The sequence below is a fragment of the Thermoactinomyces sp. CICC 10735 genome, assembly GCF_016055175.1.
GTDB lineage: Bacteria > Bacillota > Bacilli > Thermoactinomycetales > Thermoactinomycetaceae > Thermoactinomyces > Thermoactinomyces vulgaris.
Genome location: NZ_JAECVT010000001.1, coordinates 312,467 through 329,557 on the forward strand (window position 1 = coordinate 312,467; position 17,091 = coordinate 329,557).

Sequence of the window (17,091 nt, forward strand, 5' to 3'; positions counted from 1 at the left end):
GGTGTGAGTCATGCATACCATGTGGAAAGGATCGATCAGTTTCGGTCTTGTCAATATCCCGGTGAAAATGTATGCTGCCACCGAGAGCAAAGACATTCGTTTTCGTTACCTTCACAAAGAATGCCGGACACCGATCAAAACCGTGCGGACTTGTCCGCATTGCCAGCGGGAAGTTCCTTGGGATGAAGTGGTGAAAGGATTTGAATACGCGGATGGAAAGTTTGTGGTGCTCGAGAAAGAGGAGTTGGACGCCATTGCACCGGATCCGGACAAGGCCATTGAGATTTTGGATTTTGTCGAGTTAAAAGAAATTGATCCGATTTATTTTAACAAAACCTACTATTTGGGGGCTCAGGATGAAAACAACAAGGCTTATGCCTTGCTTCGGAAAGCTTTGGAAGAAACCGGGAAAATCGGGGTGGCCAAGGTGACGATCCGTTCCAAACAATCCTTGGCCGTGATCCGGATTTACCGGTCCTGCCTCGTGATGGAGACCATTTTCTATCCGGATGAAGTCCGGAACATCGAGGAAGTTCCGTATGTGCCCGACAATGCGAAAGTGACGGAAAAAGAATTAAAAATGGCGACCCAATTGATTGAACAATTGACCACTAAGTTTGATCCCGAAAAATACAAAGATGAATACCGGGAAGCCGTCCAAACCGCCATCGACAAGAAAATAAACGATGAAGAAATCGTCGAATCCCCGCAGCGCCGCCCGGAAAAAGTGGTCGATTTGATGGAAGCGCTGCAAGCCAGTATCGATGCCACGAAAGGGAAAAAAAGGGGCCGCAAGAAGAAAGCTTCTTCCTAACGGGCATGCCAATAGCGCAGATAAGTTTCATGTTGTGTGGGGTTTTTGTAAAGAAAACGATGGTTGGCATCATAATGATACTCATATTGGCGGTAATGTTCCACAATCCAGTAGCCGTTTGCACCGGTGGGAGCCGAAAGGGCAGGCTCGGCCTCAACCTTTTTGGATCCCACTTTTTCCATCACATATTCAACCCGGGTCAAGTTTCCGGTTTCGGGTTCGGCAGAGGAAGAGACGGCTTTATCAATCGGGACGAGAGTTTTTCCCAGCCACAAACCGCCGGTCATCATGGCGGCGATGCCGATCATGGCAAGAAGGGGTTGAAAAAGTGAGGAACGGATCCACTTCATATAAATCCCTCTTTCTTGTTTTTAAGATGTATATGACTTTTTCTCAAACGATAGAATCACTGATTGATTGCAGGATGTTTTGTTATAATAAGAGTAATCAGGAAAAAAAGGAAGGCAGGTACTGATGAAAGTTTCTGAAATGTTGGAAAAATACCGCCGAGATCATCAACATCCGGTCAATCGGGGAACCCATATGATCGGCATTCCAATGATCATTATTTCGCTGCCCCTGTTTTTCTTTCATTGGAAATGGGCACTGGGGTTGTTTGTGGCGGGATGGATGTTTCAGTTCATTGGTCATGCGTTTGAGGGAAAAAAACCGACTTTTTTCTCCAATCCGCTTTATTTAATCATCGGTCCGTATTATTTTTTGCGCAAGCTGTTGCGCAAAACCAAATAATCGCCGCGCCGGAAAAACGGGCGGCCGGAAGAAAAAACGGCTCCCCACTTTTTGCGGGAGCCGTTTTTTTATCAACAAAATTGATCGGTGGGTTTCGGGTTTTTTAATGTAAAAAGCGGGCGCAATTTGACGCCGACATAACTTCCCAATAATGCAAAGACAGCCCAAACCCAGCCGTGCAGGCTGAAGGAGGCAATCCCGCTGAAATAAGCGCCAATGTTGCAACCAAATGCCAGACGGGCGCCATATCCCATGATGATTCCGCCGATCAGAGAAGCGGCCGCCACTTTGGGGGTGATTTTTTGCAGTTTAAAGGTTCCGCTGATGGCGGCTGAAAACAAAGCGCCGAAGATGATGCCAAAATCCATGATGGAGGTGGTGTGCGCCAGGACGGATTCTTTCAAAGCTTGTTCGTTTGCCCCGGACCAATAACTCCATGAAGCCACATCGATTCCGGTTGCTTGCAAAATTTTCGATCCCCAGAGCACAAAGGCGGAAGTGATTCCCCACGGTTTTCCGCTGAAGAAAAGAGTCAGGCTGTTTAAGACAGCCAACAGAACCGCCGCCGTCCATAGCGGCCAGGAACCCCGGATGATCCGTTTCCATCCCCGGGTGGTGGGAACCGGTTTCCGAAAGGGAGCGTTTCTCTTTTTCGAAATCCAGGAGACCGCAAGATAGATCAGCGCACAAACCGCCAGCTGGACCACCAACGCCGGTCCGTATCCCCAACCGGTGGAGGTGGCTAAAGAAAACGCCCCGAAGCTGGGAAGCCCTTGCCAGAAATCCCAATTCCATGCGGCCAAAACCGATCCGATGATAAATCCGGTCAGGGTCAGCAACAAGGAGGATCGTCCTCCGGCAACATGGAATAAGGTTCCGGACGCGCAAGCCCCTCCCAACTGCATCCCGATTCCGAACAAAAAGGCGCCGACAATCATGGCTGTGCCGACGGGAGACAAGTTGGGTTGCGGAGCGGCACCGGTCCAAGTGACTCCTGTTGCAAAGATGATGGCAAAAAGGATGCTGGCAACCGACAGCATCACCATATGGGCCTGGATTCCTTGCCCTTGCCCGACGGTGAGGAGTTGCCGGAATGCCGAAGTAAATCCAAATCGTGCATGATACAAGGTCATTCCCAACAAAAAGCCGATTCCATACAAAAGGCTTTGGTGGGAGCCTTGTTGCCATAAAATGACCGATCCCAAAAGAAGAAACAACAATCCGGATGCCCATGCCAGTCCGGTTTGGACCGAAGGCAAGGGAGAGGGATTGACCGGACGGGTTGTTGATTTCAATGAAGTCGAGATCATGGCCATCCCCAATCACTTCCTTTCCGATTAATATAGTTGGTTTTTGGGATAAAAAAATCATTCCTATGAGTACAATATATTACCATGAAAAATCATAATTGGAAACCGGAATAATCGGTTTAAAGGCCCCAAATTTTTACGGGGCAAGAATGCCCGTTTCAACGGGCGATCACGGATTATATTTTGCGGGAATTATTGTGAACCTGTGAAACCATCAACAGTTGCGGGGAATCCCATTCTCCAAATCTGCCATCGGTACAGACAACATCTAACTCCGGCCATGGATAGTTTCCATGCTTTTTGATGTATGATTCCACATTGTTCACAGCGGTTTCTAACATGGTTTCCGCGTATTTTTCATGCTTTTTGGTATAGTATACATTGACCCTGACGTGCCGGACTTGATCCGAAATCACTTGAAAGCCGGGATCCATATGGATGGAAAAATCACGGACATGTTTGGCTTGATAACGGTGTGTCGCCAAGTTCCCTTGCACCTTTGCCGATCCAATTTCGATCCCGGTGGCGGCAATCACTTGATGTTTGTCGGTCGTCAGAGTCAGATCATAGTTTCCGGGAAGATTATAAAAACTTTCTCCATATGAAGAATACGGGTCCACATTCCATTTCTCATGATCGTAAACAGCCAGCACCGGCAACCAATTTTCCAGTGAAGTTGTGGTGTGATGCCACCCAAAACGGCCTTGGTCATGAGGAATGTTGACCTCAAAGTCCATGGAAACCGTTGCGCTTTGTTTGGATGGAAGTTGAAAACCAGTGAGATGGAGGGCGGTGTGGTTTTTGACTTGAAATCCGGCTTTTCTTCCATTGACTTGGACTTGGTTGATGGTTGTTTTTCCGCCTTTTTGCTGATAAGTTTTGGCATTTCCCCGGAGATGAAAGTACACCTCTTGCATTTCCTGCTGCAGATGGTTGGTAAAAGTGACGGACAGCTTGCCTTGAATGCGGTGATTTTGGCTGTCATAGAAAAGGTTGGCCCGGTAATGGGGGGATGAAGGTCCCAGAACTTGTGCGGTCTCCGTTTTTTCATTGAAATGTTGGAGCTGTTGGACCGAGGTGCCGGCCGGTTGGCTGGCCTTTGCAACTTGTGGATAGGCATAAGCCCAGGCAGGTGAAAAAGCCATACTGATGGTCAGTGCCAAGGCATTCATCGATCTCCGGTTCATGGAAAGCGTCCTCCTTCATAAAACAATACAAAGAAATATATTCTATATTAAAATGATATATCCCTTTTTTACAGCAATTTGTCGAAATCTTAAATGAAACAGCCGTCTTTTATATTGGTGGGCGTTTGGTGCAGGATTTTCCCAAGGGAATCACGGTTTGTTTTTTGATTATTTTCCCAAGAAATATTAAACTTAAAAATATGAATATATTGCTCAAATTCAAAGGATGAAGGATCGGCAAGAGCGGATCTGACAAGAAGAGGAGGATGATGAATGAAACTGATTCCCCGCATTGACAGTGTGTTGATGAGAAGAAGGGAAGAAGGTTGGAAAATCTGCGGTAAAAAACCGAGTCAGACCGCTTTGGCCCGGGCGTTGGGGGTTCGCAAGCAACAGGTTTCTTTGTGGGCCCGGGGCGGGGCGATGCCTAGGCCGGAAACGATTTTTCATATGGCCCGGTTGCTCGGGGTTCGTCCGGATGAATTATATGAATTTATCCCGCCGACGGAGGAGGAGCAATTACAGCTCGTCCGGGAATATGACAAAAAAGAAATGAGAGATATTTTGCGGCGCCGGGAAAATAAAATCAAGGAATTGCGCGCCAAAGGTTACAACGATGAAATGATTCAAGAGCATATCCGGATGTTGGGTCTGGGGAAATATGACTCCCTTCCGGAAAAAAGAGTCAGCCAGTGAATTGTGATCCGCCTGAAGGATAAAACGTGTGCCGGAAAGCGGGGAACGATGGATTCTGTTTGCGGGCGAATAACAAAATTTACAGAATAATCGGGAATCCGCCGGCGTTTTGATGGAAAGCACGGAGAAAGGATTCCCGATCGTGGCAGTCCTGTCAAAACGAAAAAAAAAGCTCCTCGATGGATTCCAAGAACATGTAAAGACTGCCTGTCGCCAGAAGGCCCAAAATCCAGGGGATCACCGGAAGGTTTACAAGCACTGCCCGAATGGACATGAGGGAAAAAAACATTGCAGACAAAAAAAGAAGGGTGTAAAGGAGGGAGGCGATCAACATAAAAGGGACTCCTTTATCGTTTGTTCTTTATTATTATACCAAAAATAGATGTATAATTTAGAAAAATATGTTAATTAGGGACAAAAAACTGCCTGAACAGGCAGCCTCATTCATAATTATTTTTCTGTACTTTTTTTCACAAATTGATAGCTGATGAGCAAGATCAAGAGCCAAACAGGCCCCACAATCAAAGCAATCCGGGTTTCAGGGTTGAAGGACAGTAAGAAAGCCACAAGGACCAGGAAGAGAATGGCGATCCAGTTGGTGACGGGATAACCCGGCATTTTGAAATGGACTTTTGCATGGTCTGCTTTTTTACGGAATTTTAAGTGAGCATAAAGAATCATACCCCAGGTCCAAAGCGCACCGAAAGTGGCCACGCTGGTGATATATAAAAAGGCTTTCTCCGGAATGACATAGTTTAACAGTACCCCGATCAGCAGGATCGCTGCAGACAACGTGATACCACGTGCCGGAACCTTTCTTGAATTCAATTGTCCCAAGGCGCGTGGGGCATGTCTGTCTTTTGCCAGTGTGTAAAGCATGCGTCCGGTGCTGAAGATTCCGCTGTTACAAGAAGACAGAGCGGCCGTGAGGACAACAAAGTTAATGATGCCGGCGGCAGCGGGAATCCCGACTTTTGTGAAAATCAGCACAAAAGGACTGTTTTCACCACTCATTTGGTTCCAAGGATACAGGGATAAGATGATGGCCAAGGCTCCGATATAGAATATCAAAATCCGCCAGATCACACTGTTGATGGCTTTTGGAAGGGTTTTCTCCGGATTTTTTGCTTCCCCGGCGGTCACTCCGACCAGTTCCACTCCCAAGAAAGAGAACATCACCATTTGCAAGGCCAACAGGACACCTGCGATGCCAAAGGGCATAAACCCGTCATTGGCCCACAGGTTTGAAAAGCCGACGGCTTCCCCTCCATTGCCCCAACCGGTCGTGATCATAATGAAACCGATGATGATCAGGGCAACAATGGTGGCCACCTTGATCAAAGCAAACCAAAATTCGATTTCCCCAAACAGTTTCACCGTAATCAAGTTGACAATATAAACAGCCAAAAGAGCCCCGAGTGCAGGAATCCATTGCGGCACTTCCGGAAACCAGTAACGGAAATAAACACCCACCGCGGTAATTTCGGCCATTCCTGTTACCACCCACATAAACCAGTAATTCCAACCGGTGACAAATCCGGCCCAGGGTCCCACAAATTCCGTCGCGTAGGTGCTGAAGGATCCGGCAACAGGTTTAAAAAGGGCCAATTCCCCCAAAGCTCTCATTACCAAAAAGATCATGAGCCCGCCAAGTGCATAAGAGAGGATGATTGCAGGTCCGGCTGTTTGAATCGCCTGGGCTGAACCGAGGAAAAGCCCGACACCGATGGCCCCGCCGATCGCGATCAATTGAATATGCCGGTCACCAAGCCCCCTTTCTAATTCATTGACTGAATTGTTTTTTTTGCTATCCATTAAGTTGCCTCCTTGAAATAAATGATTGTATTAGTATAATGAATGTTTGATATAGAACATTGTAAATGAATTTGTTAGCGTTTTCAACTGAATCGATGACCTTGGGGTTCTGGCGGAGGGGTGGGTGATCCATTGGATCACCAAGCTTAAGTTGTTTTTGACCAATTATTATTTGATTAATTTGTTCAATTCTCCCGTTGTTAATTCACGGTATTCTCCGGGAGCCAAGTCCGGATCCAGTTCCAATGAACCCATGCGGATTCGTTTCAAATTCAGCACCTTTTTCCCAAGGGCCCGGAACATTCTTTTGATCTGGTGAAATTTTCCTTCATAGATGGTGATTTCGACGGTGGATTGGGGGCCGGCATGCAGGATGTGAAGATCCCCCGGCATGGTTGTGTAACCGTCTTCCAATGTAATTCCCGTTTGAAATGCGTGGATATCGTTTTCTGTCACTTCTCCTTCGATGTCAGCAACGTACACTTTCGGAATGTGTTTTTTGGGAGACAAAAGCTGGTGTGCCAGTTTTCCGTCGCTTGTCATCAACAGTAAACCTTCGGTGTCTTTATCCAACCGTCCGACCGGAAACGGCGAGAAAACGCGGTGTTCCGGTTCCAACAGATCCGTCACCACTTCCTGAAAGGCATCTTCGGTTGCAGACAGGACTCCTTGCGGTTTATTCATCATTAAATAGATATGTTCCCGGTACAAAATCGGTTGGTGATCGACTTCAATTTGATCTTCAAAGGGGAACACATGCATGCCTGGGTTGGTTGCGGGTTCATCATTGACTCTGACCCGGCCGGCTTTTACCAGTTTTTTGATTTCTTTGCGGGTTCCGATCCCCACATGGGACAGGACTTTATCCAAGCGTTGGCTTTTCTTTTTCATCTGATTCACGCTCTCTTTCTCTTGATTCACAAAAAACATAATAGCACAAGGGCGGGCTTCCATGCAGTCTGATGCTTACTTTGGTATCGTATCTAATATTTTTTTCTTGTGATATACTGGAGTTTGCAGTTGTGTGATTTCAAAGGAGAGACAAAATGGATATTGAGGTTTATCATGATTTGACCTGTCCTTGGTGCCGGATCGGCCATAAAAATCTCAAAGATGCCATACAGGAATGGACGGAACAATCCGGCGAACCGTTTGAAATTAAATACCGTTCGTATATGTTATATCCGGAGATCCCGCCCCGTGGCGTTTTGTTTATGGATATGATGGTGCGCAAAATGGGAAACATGTCGAGGGCTTATCAGGCATTGGAACAGATTTCAAGAGCCGGGGCCCCTGTCGGTTTGAAATTCAGGTTTGACCGGATTGAGTGGCTTCCCAACACCATGGCGCCTCATATGCTCCTGAAGTGGACCGATCCCGGTAAGAAAACGCAGATGGCTGAAAAATTGTATCAGGCTTTTTTTGAAGAAGGGCATAATATTGGTGATATGGATGTGTTGACCGGGATCGCTGAATCCGTGGGATATGATCCGAATGAGGCGAGGGAGGCGCTTTTGGACGAGAACATCCGGCACGAAGTCGAAAAAGATTTGGAACGGGCCGGGAATTCAGGGATTCAAAGCATTCCTTTTTTTATTATCCAGGGCCGGTTGGCCATGGCCGGGGCGCATCCCAAAGATAATTTTTTGCGGGCATTCCAGGAAGTGAAAGCATCCTGAACAAGGAGAGTTTTCAAAGAGGAGGCCGGAAATCCGTTTGGCTTCATGGCGAAATTTCAATTACAATATGAAGGGATGCTGTAATCATTGAAGGTTACATATGTGACATAGATCATCATTGTGAACAGGGGGTAAACAACATGCAAAAAGTGATTGTATTGGGAACCGGTCCGGCAGGGTTGACCGCAGCCATTTATCTGGCTCGCGCCAACATGGAACCGTTGGTGATTGAAGGGCCTGAACCGGGCGGACAACTGACGACCACGACGGAAGTGGAAAATTTTCCGGGCTTTCCGGACGGAATCATGGGCCCGGAATTGATGGATAATATGCGAAAGCAGGCCGAACGTTTTGGAGCCACCTTCAAACGCGGCTGGGTGAAAAAGGTCGACTTGTCCAAGCGTCCTTTTCAATTGTTTCTTGGAGAAGATGAAGTGATTGAAACGTCTGCGCTCATTATCTCTACGGGGGCAACGGCCAAATTGTTGGGAATTCCCGGCGAAAAAGAAAGCATCGGGATGGGCGTGAGCACTTGTGCGACATGCGACGGCTTCTTCTTCCGCGGCAAAAAATTGCTGGTTGTAGGCGGCGGCGATTCCGCGATGGAAGAGGCCACTTTCCTGACCCGTTTTGCATCGGAAGTCACCATTGTTCACCGGCGCAATGAATTGCGGGCATCCAAAATCATGCAGGACCGGGCACGGCAAAACGAGAAGATCAAGTGGGCCATGAACCGGACACCGGTGGAAGTGATCCGTGGGGAACAAGGAGTCAAAGGATTAAAGGTGAAAAATAACGAAACAGGGGAAGAAGAAATTCTGGAAGCAGACGGTATTTTCGTTGCCATCGGGCACCAACCCAACACCGGCTTCCTTCAAGGGCAAATTGATTTGGATGAGTTGGGTTACGTCCAAGTGAAGCCTGGAACGACGCAAACCAATGTCCCCGGTGTTTTTGCCTGCGGGGATGTGCAAGACCGCGTTTACCGTCAGGCGATCACGGCGGCCGGAAGCGGTTGTATGGCAGCACTCGATTGTGAACGCTTTTTGGAAGGGAATGCCGCACAAGACTGGAGCCGGTCGCTGAAATAAAAATGAAGTGGATTCATCACCCTTTCCTTGAAACATTCGACGGGGAAGGGGTGTTTTTTATTTAAAAGATACAGAAAATTTGGTAAAATATAACAAAAAGAATGGCAAAAAGAAGGGGATATCCGGATTGAAAAAGAGGTGGATCACTGCAAAGGAAATTAATCAGTTTTGTTATTGTCCCGAGCAATGGAGACTGGCCAAATTGCACCGGCAAGGGCTGGTCGAAGCAGACGAACAAAAGTTGAAAACCAAAAAACAACTCTTTCAAAAAGGGAAGCGTTACCACCGGAAGAAAGCCGTTTCGGTGTGGGTGAAAACGAAAGGAACGGATTGGGCAGTGGCGGTGTTGGTTGTCATCATCCTGTTGTTCGTGATTTGGACGGTGATGAATGCTTGATGGCCATGTTCCTCTCTGTTTTGCTGGTTTTCCTGTTGATTTTTTTACGGTTTTTCTTAAAATCCAAAAGAAGTTTGGTGTATTCAGACGCAACCGGTGCGGGGAAAGTTCTGGTCAACAAAAAATGGGGCATCCGGGGCAAGCCTGACGAGATCTGGAAAATGAAGGACGGAACTTATTTCGTGGTGGAATACAAATCAGGAATGTTAAAAAGGACACACCCCTATGACGGCGACCGGTTGCAATTGGCTGCTTATTTTTTGCTTGTGGAGGAAACATATCAAGCGAAAAAAATCCGGGGGGAAATCCGCTATCAAAACCGGGTGTGCAAGGTGGAGTGGACTCCGCAATTAAAGGAACAATTATTGACAGTCATTCAACAGATGCGGGAAGTGGAGCAGACAAATGAAACCCGGGTGAACATTTATATGCCAAAATGCCGGCAATGTGAATTCTACAAAGTTTCCTGCACCAAAGTGTAGAAAACGGGGGATGGGAAAAGAAGCGGACCCTTTTTTGTCCTTGGAAAATCGAAAACAAGTTTGCAACACAGACAAAACGCTCAAAAAAGAAAAAACAAAACAAATGATGAATGCCATGAATAAATGTTAAATTCATGTATTTGCAGGGATTGCAATAAAAAAACATGCCGAAAAACAAGAAATCAATCCGGACAGGGCTTTGTCAACCCCCGGGGGACCGAGCTTCTTCGAGAAAAAGGAATATCCCGGGTTGAATTTTGCTTCTCGAACGGACAGATGTCATATTATCTTTTTTTTTGCTGTTTGGCACTATATATTGTGTTGGTTATACTTAGATAGCAACTATATATAGTATGAATGGCAGGTGTTCGTTGTGTTGAAGACGACTCTGGATCAAATCAACCCGTTTCTAAATTTGATGGATGAAGCGTGCCGGCGCTTTCCGCATTTGAATCGGGAAGAATGGCTGAGGGAAGCGGAAGCGCAATTGCACGAAAATATGACGGACAAAGAAGTGTTGCAAACCATTATTCGAACCACGGTGGAAAAAACAACGGCGGAAGAGCCGGATTGGCAATTTGTCGCCGCGCATTTGTTGGCCCATGAGTTGTACATGGAAGCGGCCCAGAACCGCGGTTACCCGTCTGCCAGGAAGTATGGCGGATTTTATCCACTGATACATACCTTGACGGAGAAAAAATTATACGGTGCTTATTTGTTGGAATCATACGAAAAGAATGAAATCGATGAATTGGAATCGTACATGAAACCAGAGCGGGATTTGTTGTTTAATTACATTGGATTAAAAGTGTTGTTAGACCGTTATCTTGTGAAGGATTATGACGGACGGATCATGGAATTGCCGCAAGAGCGTTTTATGGTCATTGCCATGCATCTGGCGCAAAAAGAAGAAGACCGTGTGGGGTGGGCGAAACGGTTTTATGATGTTTTGTCCAAATTGGAAATCACGGTTGCCACCCCGACGTTGAGCAATGCGGGAAAACCCCTCCATCAGTTGTCTTCTTGTTTTATCGATACGGTGGGGGACTCGTTGTGGTCGATCTACCACACCAATTCGGCGACGGCCCAAGTTTCCAAACACGGAGGCGGGGTCGGCATCTATCTGGGGAAAGTCCGGGCCAAAGGTTCCAAGATCCGCGGGCATCATGGCGCTTCCGGCGGGGTGATTCCCTGGATCCGGAATTACAATAACACGGCGGTGGCCGTTGACCAGTTGGGAGTCCGCCGTGGGGCATTTGCTATTTATTTGGATGTCTGGCATGCCGATATTTTTGATTTTCTCAATCTCAAAACCAATAACGGCGATGACCGGTTGAAAGCCCATGATATTTTCCCGGGCGTTTGCATTCCGGATTTGTTTATGAAACGGGTGGAGGAACGTGGCGACTGGCATTTGTTTGATCCCCACGAGATCCGGGAAGTGATGGGATATTCCATCGAAGATTACTGGGGAAGCGAGTTTGAAAAACGTTACCTGGAATGTGAAGCCCGTCCGGACTTGAAAAAGCAAAAGGTTCCGGCCATTGAGATCATGAAACGGATCATGGTCAGCGCTTTTGAAACAGGAACGCCTTTCGTGTTTTTCCGGGATGCGGTCAACCGGGCCAATCCCAATAAACATCAAGGGATGATCTATTCTTCCAATCTGTGTACCGAAATCTGCCAAAACATGTCCCCGACGGAATTGATCAGCGAGGAGTTGGAAGACGGTGTGATCGTCACCAAAACCAAGCCGGGCGATTTTGTCGTATGCAACTTGTCATCGCTGAATCTGGGACGGATTCAATCCCTTGAAGACATCAAGCGGATCATCCCGGTTCAAATGCGCATGTTGGATAATGTGGTGGATTTGAATATCTATCCGGTCAAACAAGCGGAACGGACCAATAAAAAATACCGGGCCGTCGGCTTGGGGACGAGCGGATACCATCAATATCTGGCTCAGCATCAAATTGTATGGGAGTCGGAAGAACATCTGGAAGAAGCGGATCGTCTCTTTGAAGAGATTGCTTATCAAGCGATCAAAGCGTCCATGGAAATCGCCAAAGAAAAGGGAAGCTATCCTTGCTTTGAAGGAAGCGAATGGCAAACCGGAGAGTATTTCCGGCGGCGCGGTTACACCAGTCCACGCTGGCAACAATTGCGCAAGGACGTGCAAAAACACGGGTTGAGAAATGCGTGGTTGTTCGCCGTGGCACCGACCGGATCGACCTCCTTGATTGCCGGATCGACGGCGGGCATTGATCCGGTTTATGCCAAATATTTTGTGGAGGAGAAACGGGGGGCGGTCATTCCGCTTACGGCTCCCAATTTGTCGCCCCAAACGGCTTGGTACTATAAAGAAGCCCATCGGATTGACCAGCATTGGAGCATCCGGGCTGCGGGGAAAAGACAGTGGCATATCGACCAATCCCAGTCGTTTAATCTGTATATCTCCCCCGACACATCGGCAAAAGAATTTTTGTCGCTGTATATGGATGCCTGGAAGCATGGGCTGAAAACCATCTACTATGTCCGGAACCAATCCATTGAAGTGGAAGAATGCGTCAGTTGTTCATCCTGAAGAGAAGGGGAAATGAAGAAAATGGAAAAATTGCAACGAAAAAAAATATTTAATGAACACGGGCAACGGGGAACCCAACGCATGATTAACGGAAACACCACCAACCTGAGAGAGTGGAACCGGATTAAATACGATTGGGCACACAAATTGTACCGGACCATGCTGAACAACTTTTGGATTCCCGAGGAAATTCCGTTGGCGGGAGACGCCAAAATGTTCGCGGAATTGAGTCCGGAAGAACGGCGCGCTTTTGACAAAACCATTTCCTTTCTCAACTTTTTGGACTCGATTCAAGGGGAGAACCTGCCGAACATCAATGAGTATGTGACGGCGCCGGAAGTTTGCTCCTTGTTAAATATCCAGGCGTTTCAGGAAGAGATTCACGCCCAGTCATACAGCTATATTTTGGACAGTGTTTGTTCGCCGGAAACACGGGAAAACATTTATGATGAATGGCGCAATGATCCGCGGCTTTTGGAACGGAACCGGTTTATTGCCGATTTATATCAGCAGTTTGTGGATAACCGGAATGACAAAAACTTTGTCCGGACGTGCATGGCGAACTTTTTGCTGGAATCTCTCTACTTCTACAGCGGATTCTCCTTCTTCTATGCCTTGGCGCGAAACGGGAAAATGACCGCCACGGCAACGATTATCAAATACATTCAGCGTGATGAACTGACCCATGTGGTGTTGTTCCAAAACATGATCAAAGAGTTGCGTAAGGAAAACCCGGATCTGTTTACGCCGGAATTGATTGAAGAATTGCGGGAAATGACCCGGACTGCCGTGCAACATGAAATCCGCTGGGGACAATATATCACCAACAATCACATTCAGGGATTGAACAATGACCTCATTGACCGGTACATCAAATTTTTGGCCAATGAACGGTTGGGACGGCTGGGACTGGAAATTTTGTATCCGGAAATCACGTCCCATCCCATGAAATGGGTGGAAAGCTTCTCCAATCTCAATGCCACCAAAACCGACTTTTTTGAGCAGAAAGTGACCAACTATGCAAAAGCCGGAAACCTGGATTTCAGTGACCTTTAATATGGATAGGAAGGATTCTGACCATGAATGAGGCCTGGAGAAAAGTCAAAGCATTTCATCAAGCTTACTCGGTTCCGGTGAGCGACCAACCCGGGAAACTGTCCGAAGAACGGGTCGCCAAGCGCAAAAAATGGATGGAGGAAGAATTGGACGAGTTTGCCAAAGCTTCGACCATTGAAGATCAAGCGGATGCCATGATCGATACCATTTACCTGGCGTTGGGCACGCTGGTGGAAATGGGAGTGAAGCCGGAAGCGGTTTTTCAAATCGTCCATGAAGCCAATATGAGCAAGTTGTGGCCGGATGGAAAACCCCGTTACCGGGAAACGGACGGAAAAGTGATCAAGCCGCCGGGGTGGAAAGATCCCCAGCCGCGGATCCGGGAAGTAATCCGGAAGCAAAAAATGGAAACTGCCAACGGTCCAGCCAATGAACCCACGGGTGTCCTTCACGAAGATTAAATGCCGGAACCGGGCGCCGCGCCGTCTCTTCACAAGAGACGGCTTCTTTTTTATGGATATATTCTAAATTGAGTTACTTTATTATTTTTATACATATTCCCATCTTGATAATGTATAATCCTCTAAAAGACATTTGTCTTTATAAGGAGGACACCATGAACGCAGAACACAACAGCAATCATTTAAAAAGGGACATTGGATTTATTACGGCATTATCCATTGTAATCGGAACAGTCATCGGTTCCGGGGTTTTTATGAAACCCGGCGAAGTGTTGGCCTCTTCAGGAAATGCAAAGATGGCTTTGTTCGCCTGGCTTTTGGGGGGATTGATCACATTGGCCAGCGGACTGACCGTTGCTGAAGTGGGAGCGCAAATTCCCAAAACGGGCGGGTTATATATTTATTTGGAAGAAACGTATGGAAAGTTTTGGGGATATTTATGCGGATGGGTGCAGACCGTGGTGTACGGTCCGGCGGTCATTGCCGCATTGGGTTTGTATCTGGGTTCATTGATTGTTCATCTGTTTGGCCTGGACGAGTCATGGTTGAAAGGAATCGGGATCGGGTTTGTGGTATTGCTGATGTTGGTGAACATCACCGGAACGAAGTATGGAGGATGGGTGCAAAACATCTCCACGGCGGCCAAACTGATTCCGATTGTGCTCATTATCATCTTCGGTTTATGGAAGGGAGAACAGTCGATCTTCACCCCGGGGGCTTTCGAGCCGGAAGAATTCAGCTTTGGCGCGGCCGTGCTGGCAACCTTGTTTGCGTATGACGGATGGATTTTGGTCGGATCCGTTGCCGGGGAAATGAAAAACCCGACCAGATTGTTGCCGAAGGTGATTTTTATCGGTTTGGCGGGGGTCACCGTGGTTTATTTGCTTGTCAATATGGCCCTTTTGTATGTGTTGCCTGCAGAAGATATTGTGAAGTTGGGTGAAAACGCGGCAAGTACGGCGGCAACAACGTTGTTTGGCGATTTTGGCGGGATTTTGATCACCATTGGAATCATTATTTCGATTTTTGGTTGCCTGAACGGAAAAATGATGGCTTTTCCGCGGATCCCGTATGCGATGGCCAAAAACGGCCAATTGCCGTTTTCCAAAGGGTTGGGCAAGGTGCATCCGAAATTTCACACGCCTTATGTTTCCATTATTTCACAAGCGGCGATCGCCACGGTTTTCATGCTGATCAGCGATCCGAACCGTTTGTCGGATATCTCGGTATTTTCCATTTATCTCTTTTATATTTTTGCCTTTTTTGCCGTGTTTACTTTGCGCAGAAGAAACAGCGGGAAAGAGCGGCCTTACAGTGTTCCGCTTTACCCGTTGGTGCCTCTGGTTGCCATTGTCGGTTCGATTTACATCATTGTCAGCATGCTCCAGCATGATCCGGTCGGCGGATTGGGTGCAATCTTCATTATGGTCATTGGACTGCCGGTTTATTATTTCTTAAAACGGAGAGCGACGGATCAGGTTTGATTCATGAAAAAAGAAGGTTCACATCCTGCAGGATGCGAACCTTCTTTTTTCGTATCATGCGACATGACCCCGGCGGCCGGCCCCCAGTCCGGAAAGAATCAAACAGACCGTTGTTGCCAGCAGGAGCACAAGGGACGGAACCCATGAGCGGGTTGCATCAAAGAGATAACCCAGCAGGATCGGACCAAAGGCGGCAAGGAGATACCCGACGGATTGCGACATGCCGGAAAGATTGGCGGCTTCTTTGGCATCAGCCGTCCTCAGTGTGATCAGCGTGAGGGCCAGGCTGACGCTGGCACCTTGGGCCATCCCGATCAGGGCAATACTGATATACAGAAGAACCGGTTCGCTGGTGAACAAACCGATGATTCCCGAAAGGTGAATCAGTCCGATGGCGAAGGCGATTCCTTTTTGCTGGGAAAGCCGGTTGGCCAGAACCGGGGTGGCAAAAGTGGCCGGAAGGCTGATGAGTTGCATGACCGATACCATCCAACCTGCGGTTTCTTCACTGAATCCCCGGCTTTGCATGATGGCGGGAAGCCAGGTGATCGTGCAGTAAAACAGAAAGGATTGCAGTCCCATGAAAATGGTCACATACCAGGCAAGCGACGAACGCCACATCAAGGTGCCGCCTGTCCGGACCGGTTCCGCTTTGGCCGGCCGGATTTGATCTCTGCTTCGGACTTGGGGAATCCAGATACACAAAGCAGCAACGGCCATCCATGCCCAAAAAGAAAGAGAGGATTTCCATCCCCCGTTCAACGCATCCGCCAGCGGAATGCTCACAGCTGATCCGATGGCGGCAAAGGTGTTCATTGAAGTGGTGTAAATGCTGGTCATCCAGCCGGCTTGATCCGGAAATTTTTCTTTTACGATCCCGGGAAGCAGCACGTTTCCGATGGCAATTCCGACTCCGATCCAAACCGTGCCGAAAAAGACGGTGAACACCGTTCCGGCCGAACGGATAAGAATGCCGCATACCAGTGTGAAAAGCCCGATGAAGATGGTTCGCTCATTTCCCCACTTGCGGGATAAAAGCGGGGCCACAAGAGACAGCAGGGCAAAAGCAATCAACGGCAAAGTGGTGAGAAATCCGGCCGTTCCATTGGAGATGTTCAGATCGGCGCGAATCGAATGAATCACGGGCCCGACGGAAGTGATCGAAGGGCGCAAATTAAATGCAACAAAAACAATCCCTGCAATTAAAATGGCTTTTTTCACCGATGATGGCTGATTCATGCTGTGGACTCCTTTTTCGTTGACATTGACAAGGTGAAGATAAAAG

Annotated in this window: 17 protein-coding genes; 11 read left to right on the plus strand and 6 right to left on the minus strand. The window is 47.7% G+C overall.

Features of this window, described 5'->3' with window-relative positions; genetic code table 11:
• The first annotated feature begins 10 nt into the window (after positions 1-10).
• Positions 11-814: a non-homologous end joining protein Ku gene (gene ku / locus I8U23_RS01620; RefSeq protein ID WP_049720054.1), complete on the plus strand. Its 804-nt coding sequence runs from the start codon at positions 11-13 to the stop codon at positions 812-814.
• Here ku and I8U23_RS01625 read toward each other — a convergent pair.
• Positions 811-1,164, minus strand: coding sequence for a hypothetical protein (locus I8U23_RS01625; protein ID WP_037995440.1), 354 nt, complete (start codon positions 1,162-1,164; stop codon positions 811-813). The genes ku and I8U23_RS01625 overlap by 4 nt on opposite strands.
• Before the next feature lie 124 nt (positions 1,165-1,288).
• Between I8U23_RS01625 and I8U23_RS01630 the strand changes: the two genes are divergently transcribed.
• Positions 1,289-1,564, plus strand: a complete 276-nt coding sequence (locus I8U23_RS01630; protein WP_037995438.1) for an Mpo1-like protein — start codon at positions 1,289-1,291, stop codon at positions 1,562-1,564.
• Between the two features lie 71 nt (positions 1,565-1,635).
• On the opposite strand, the gene I8U23_RS01635 is transcribed toward I8U23_RS01630, so the two are convergent.
• Both I8U23_RS01635 and I8U23_RS01640 read right to left on the minus strand, forming a co-directional pair.
• A complete protein-coding gene (locus I8U23_RS01635) occupies positions 1,636-2,880 on the minus strand; it encodes a YeeE/YedE family protein (protein WP_198050635.1) in 1,245 nt (414 codons plus the stop codon).
• Between the two features lie 170 nt (positions 2,881-3,050).
• Positions 3,051-4,061 carry a gluzincin family metallopeptidase gene (locus tag I8U23_RS01640; RefSeq protein WP_049720056.1) on the minus strand — a complete coding sequence of 337 codons (1,011 nt, stop codon included), beginning with the start codon at positions 4,059-4,061 and terminating at the stop codon, positions 3,051-3,053.
• A gap of 273 nt (positions 4,062-4,334) precedes the next feature.
• On the opposite strand from I8U23_RS01640, the gene I8U23_RS01645 reads away from it, so the two are divergent.
• A complete protein-coding gene (locus tag I8U23_RS01645; protein ID WP_037995434.1) occupies positions 4,335-4,757 on the plus strand; it encodes a helix-turn-helix transcriptional regulator in 423 nt (140 codons plus the stop codon).
• Between the two features lie 450 nt (positions 4,758-5,207).
• Here I8U23_RS01645 and I8U23_RS01650 read toward each other — a convergent pair whose 3' ends face one another.
• Together I8U23_RS01650 and I8U23_RS01655 are read right to left on the minus strand one after the other, a co-directional pair.
• Positions 5,208-6,572: an amino acid permease gene (locus I8U23_RS01650; RefSeq protein WP_198050636.1), complete on the minus strand. Its 1,365-nt coding sequence runs from the start codon at positions 6,570-6,572 to the stop codon at positions 5,208-5,210.
• 168 nt (positions 6,573-6,740) lie between these two features.
• A complete protein-coding gene (locus tag I8U23_RS01655) occupies positions 6,741-7,463 on the minus strand; it encodes a pseudouridine synthase (protein ID WP_037995498.1) in 723 nt (240 codons plus the stop codon).
• A gap of 155 nt (positions 7,464-7,618) precedes the next feature.
• On the opposite strand from I8U23_RS01655, the gene I8U23_RS01660 reads away from it, so the two are divergent.
• The 8 genes from I8U23_RS01660 to I8U23_RS01695 all read left to right on the plus strand — a co-directional run bounded on the left by I8U23_RS01660 (position 7,619) and on the right by I8U23_RS01695 (position 15,806).
• On the plus strand, positions 7,619-8,251 hold the full coding sequence (locus tag I8U23_RS01660) for a DsbA family oxidoreductase (protein WP_198050637.1): 633 nt from the start codon (positions 7,619-7,621) through the stop codon (positions 8,249-8,251).
• Between the two features lie 140 nt (positions 8,252-8,391).
• Positions 8,392-9,342 carry a thioredoxin-disulfide reductase gene (gene trxB, locus I8U23_RS01665; protein WP_049720061.1) on the plus strand — a complete coding sequence of 317 codons (951 nt, stop codon included), beginning with the start codon at positions 8,392-8,394 and terminating at the stop codon, positions 9,340-9,342.
• 127 nt (positions 9,343-9,469) lie between these two features.
• Positions 9,470-9,739 (plus strand): hypothetical protein, encoded by a 270-nt coding sequence (locus tag I8U23_RS01670; protein WP_198050638.1) that lies wholly within the window; start codon positions 9,470-9,472, stop codon positions 9,737-9,739.
• A complete protein-coding gene (gene cas4, locus I8U23_RS01675; RefSeq protein WP_049720063.1) occupies positions 9,739-10,221 on the plus strand; it encodes a CRISPR-associated protein Cas4 in 483 nt (160 codons plus the stop codon). Before I8U23_RS01670 ends, cas4 begins: the two co-directional genes overlap by 1 nt.
• Positions 10,222-10,639: 418 nt before the next feature.
• Positions 10,640-12,805: a ribonucleoside-diphosphate reductase subunit alpha gene (locus I8U23_RS01680; protein WP_198050724.1), complete on the plus strand. Its 2,166-nt coding sequence runs from the start codon at positions 10,640-10,642 to the stop codon at positions 12,803-12,805.
• A gap of 12 nt (positions 12,806-12,817) precedes the next feature.
• Positions 12,818-13,861 carry a ribonucleotide-diphosphate reductase subunit beta gene (locus I8U23_RS01685; protein ID WP_240790227.1) on the plus strand — a complete coding sequence of 348 codons (1,044 nt, stop codon included), beginning with the start codon at positions 12,818-12,820 and terminating at the stop codon, positions 13,859-13,861.
• Between the two features lie 23 nt (positions 13,862-13,884).
• Positions 13,885-14,322, plus strand: coding sequence for a pyrophosphohydrolase domain-containing protein (locus tag I8U23_RS01690; protein ID WP_049720065.1), 438 nt, complete (start codon positions 13,885-13,887; stop codon positions 14,320-14,322).
• 155 nt (positions 14,323-14,477) lie between these two features.
• Positions 14,478-15,806, plus strand: coding sequence for an APC family permease (locus tag I8U23_RS01695; protein ID WP_049720066.1), 1,329 nt, complete (start codon positions 14,478-14,480; stop codon positions 15,804-15,806).
• A 54-nt stretch (positions 15,807-15,860) separates the two neighbouring features.
• Here I8U23_RS01695 and I8U23_RS01700 read toward each other — a convergent pair whose 3' ends face one another.
• A complete protein-coding gene (locus tag I8U23_RS01700) occupies positions 15,861-17,045 on the minus strand; it encodes a CynX/NimT family MFS transporter (RefSeq protein ID WP_049720067.1) in 1,185 nt (394 codons plus the stop codon).
• Between the last annotated feature and the right edge of the window lie 46 nt (positions 17,046-17,091).

Excerpts from the sequence above, each read along its gene's own strand:
- ku (WP_049720054.1), top strand. The coding sequence starts at position 11 with ATGCATACCATGTGGAAAGGATCGATCAGTTTCGGTCTTGTCAATATC.
- I8U23_RS01625 (WP_037995440.1), bottom strand. The coding sequence starts at position 1,164 with ATGAAGTGGATCCGTTCCTCACTTTTTCAACCCCTTCTTGCCATGATC.
- I8U23_RS01630 (WP_037995438.1), top strand. The coding sequence starts at position 1,289 with ATGAAAGTTTCTGAAATGTTGGAAAAATACCGCCGAGATCATCAACAT.
- I8U23_RS01635 (WP_198050635.1), bottom strand. The coding sequence starts at position 2,880 with ATGGCCATGATCTCGACTTCATTGAAATCAACAACCCGTCCGGTCAAT.
- I8U23_RS01640 (WP_049720056.1), bottom strand. The coding sequence starts at position 4,061 with ATGAACCGGAGATCGATGAATGCCTTGGCACTGACCATCAGTATGGCT.
- I8U23_RS01645 (WP_037995434.1), top strand. The coding sequence starts at position 4,335 with ATGAAACTGATTCCCCGCATTGACAGTGTGTTGATGAGAAGAAGGGAA.
- I8U23_RS01650 (WP_198050636.1), bottom strand. The coding sequence starts at position 6,572 with ATGGATAGCAAAAAAAACAATTCAGTCAATGAATTAGAAAGGGGGCTT.
- I8U23_RS01655 (WP_037995498.1), bottom strand. The coding sequence starts at position 7,463 with ATGAAAAAGAAAAGCCAACGCTTGGATAAAGTCCTGTCCCATGTGGGG.
- I8U23_RS01660 (WP_198050637.1), top strand. The coding sequence starts at position 7,619 with ATGGATATTGAGGTTTATCATGATTTGACCTGTCCTTGGTGCCGGATC.
- trxB (WP_049720061.1), top strand. The coding sequence starts at position 8,392 with ATGCAAAAAGTGATTGTATTGGGAACCGGTCCGGCAGGGTTGACCGCA.
- cas4 (WP_049720063.1), top strand. The coding sequence starts at position 9,739 with ATGGCCATGTTCCTCTCTGTTTTGCTGGTTTTCCTGTTGATTTTTTTA.
- I8U23_RS01680 (WP_198050724.1), top strand. The coding sequence starts at position 10,640 with ATGGATGAAGCGTGCCGGCGCTTTCCGCATTTGAATCGGGAAGAATGG.
- I8U23_RS01685 (WP_240790227.1), top strand. The coding sequence starts at position 12,818 with ATGAAGAAAATGGAAAAATTGCAACGAAAAAAAATATTTAATGAACAC.
- I8U23_RS01690 (WP_049720065.1), top strand. The coding sequence starts at position 13,885 with ATGAATGAGGCCTGGAGAAAAGTCAAAGCATTTCATCAAGCTTACTCG.
- I8U23_RS01695 (WP_049720066.1), top strand. The coding sequence starts at position 14,478 with ATGAACGCAGAACACAACAGCAATCATTTAAAAAGGGACATTGGATTT.
- I8U23_RS01700 (WP_049720067.1), bottom strand. The coding sequence starts at position 17,045 with ATGAATCAGCCATCATCGGTGAAAAAAGCCATTTTAATTGCAGGGATT.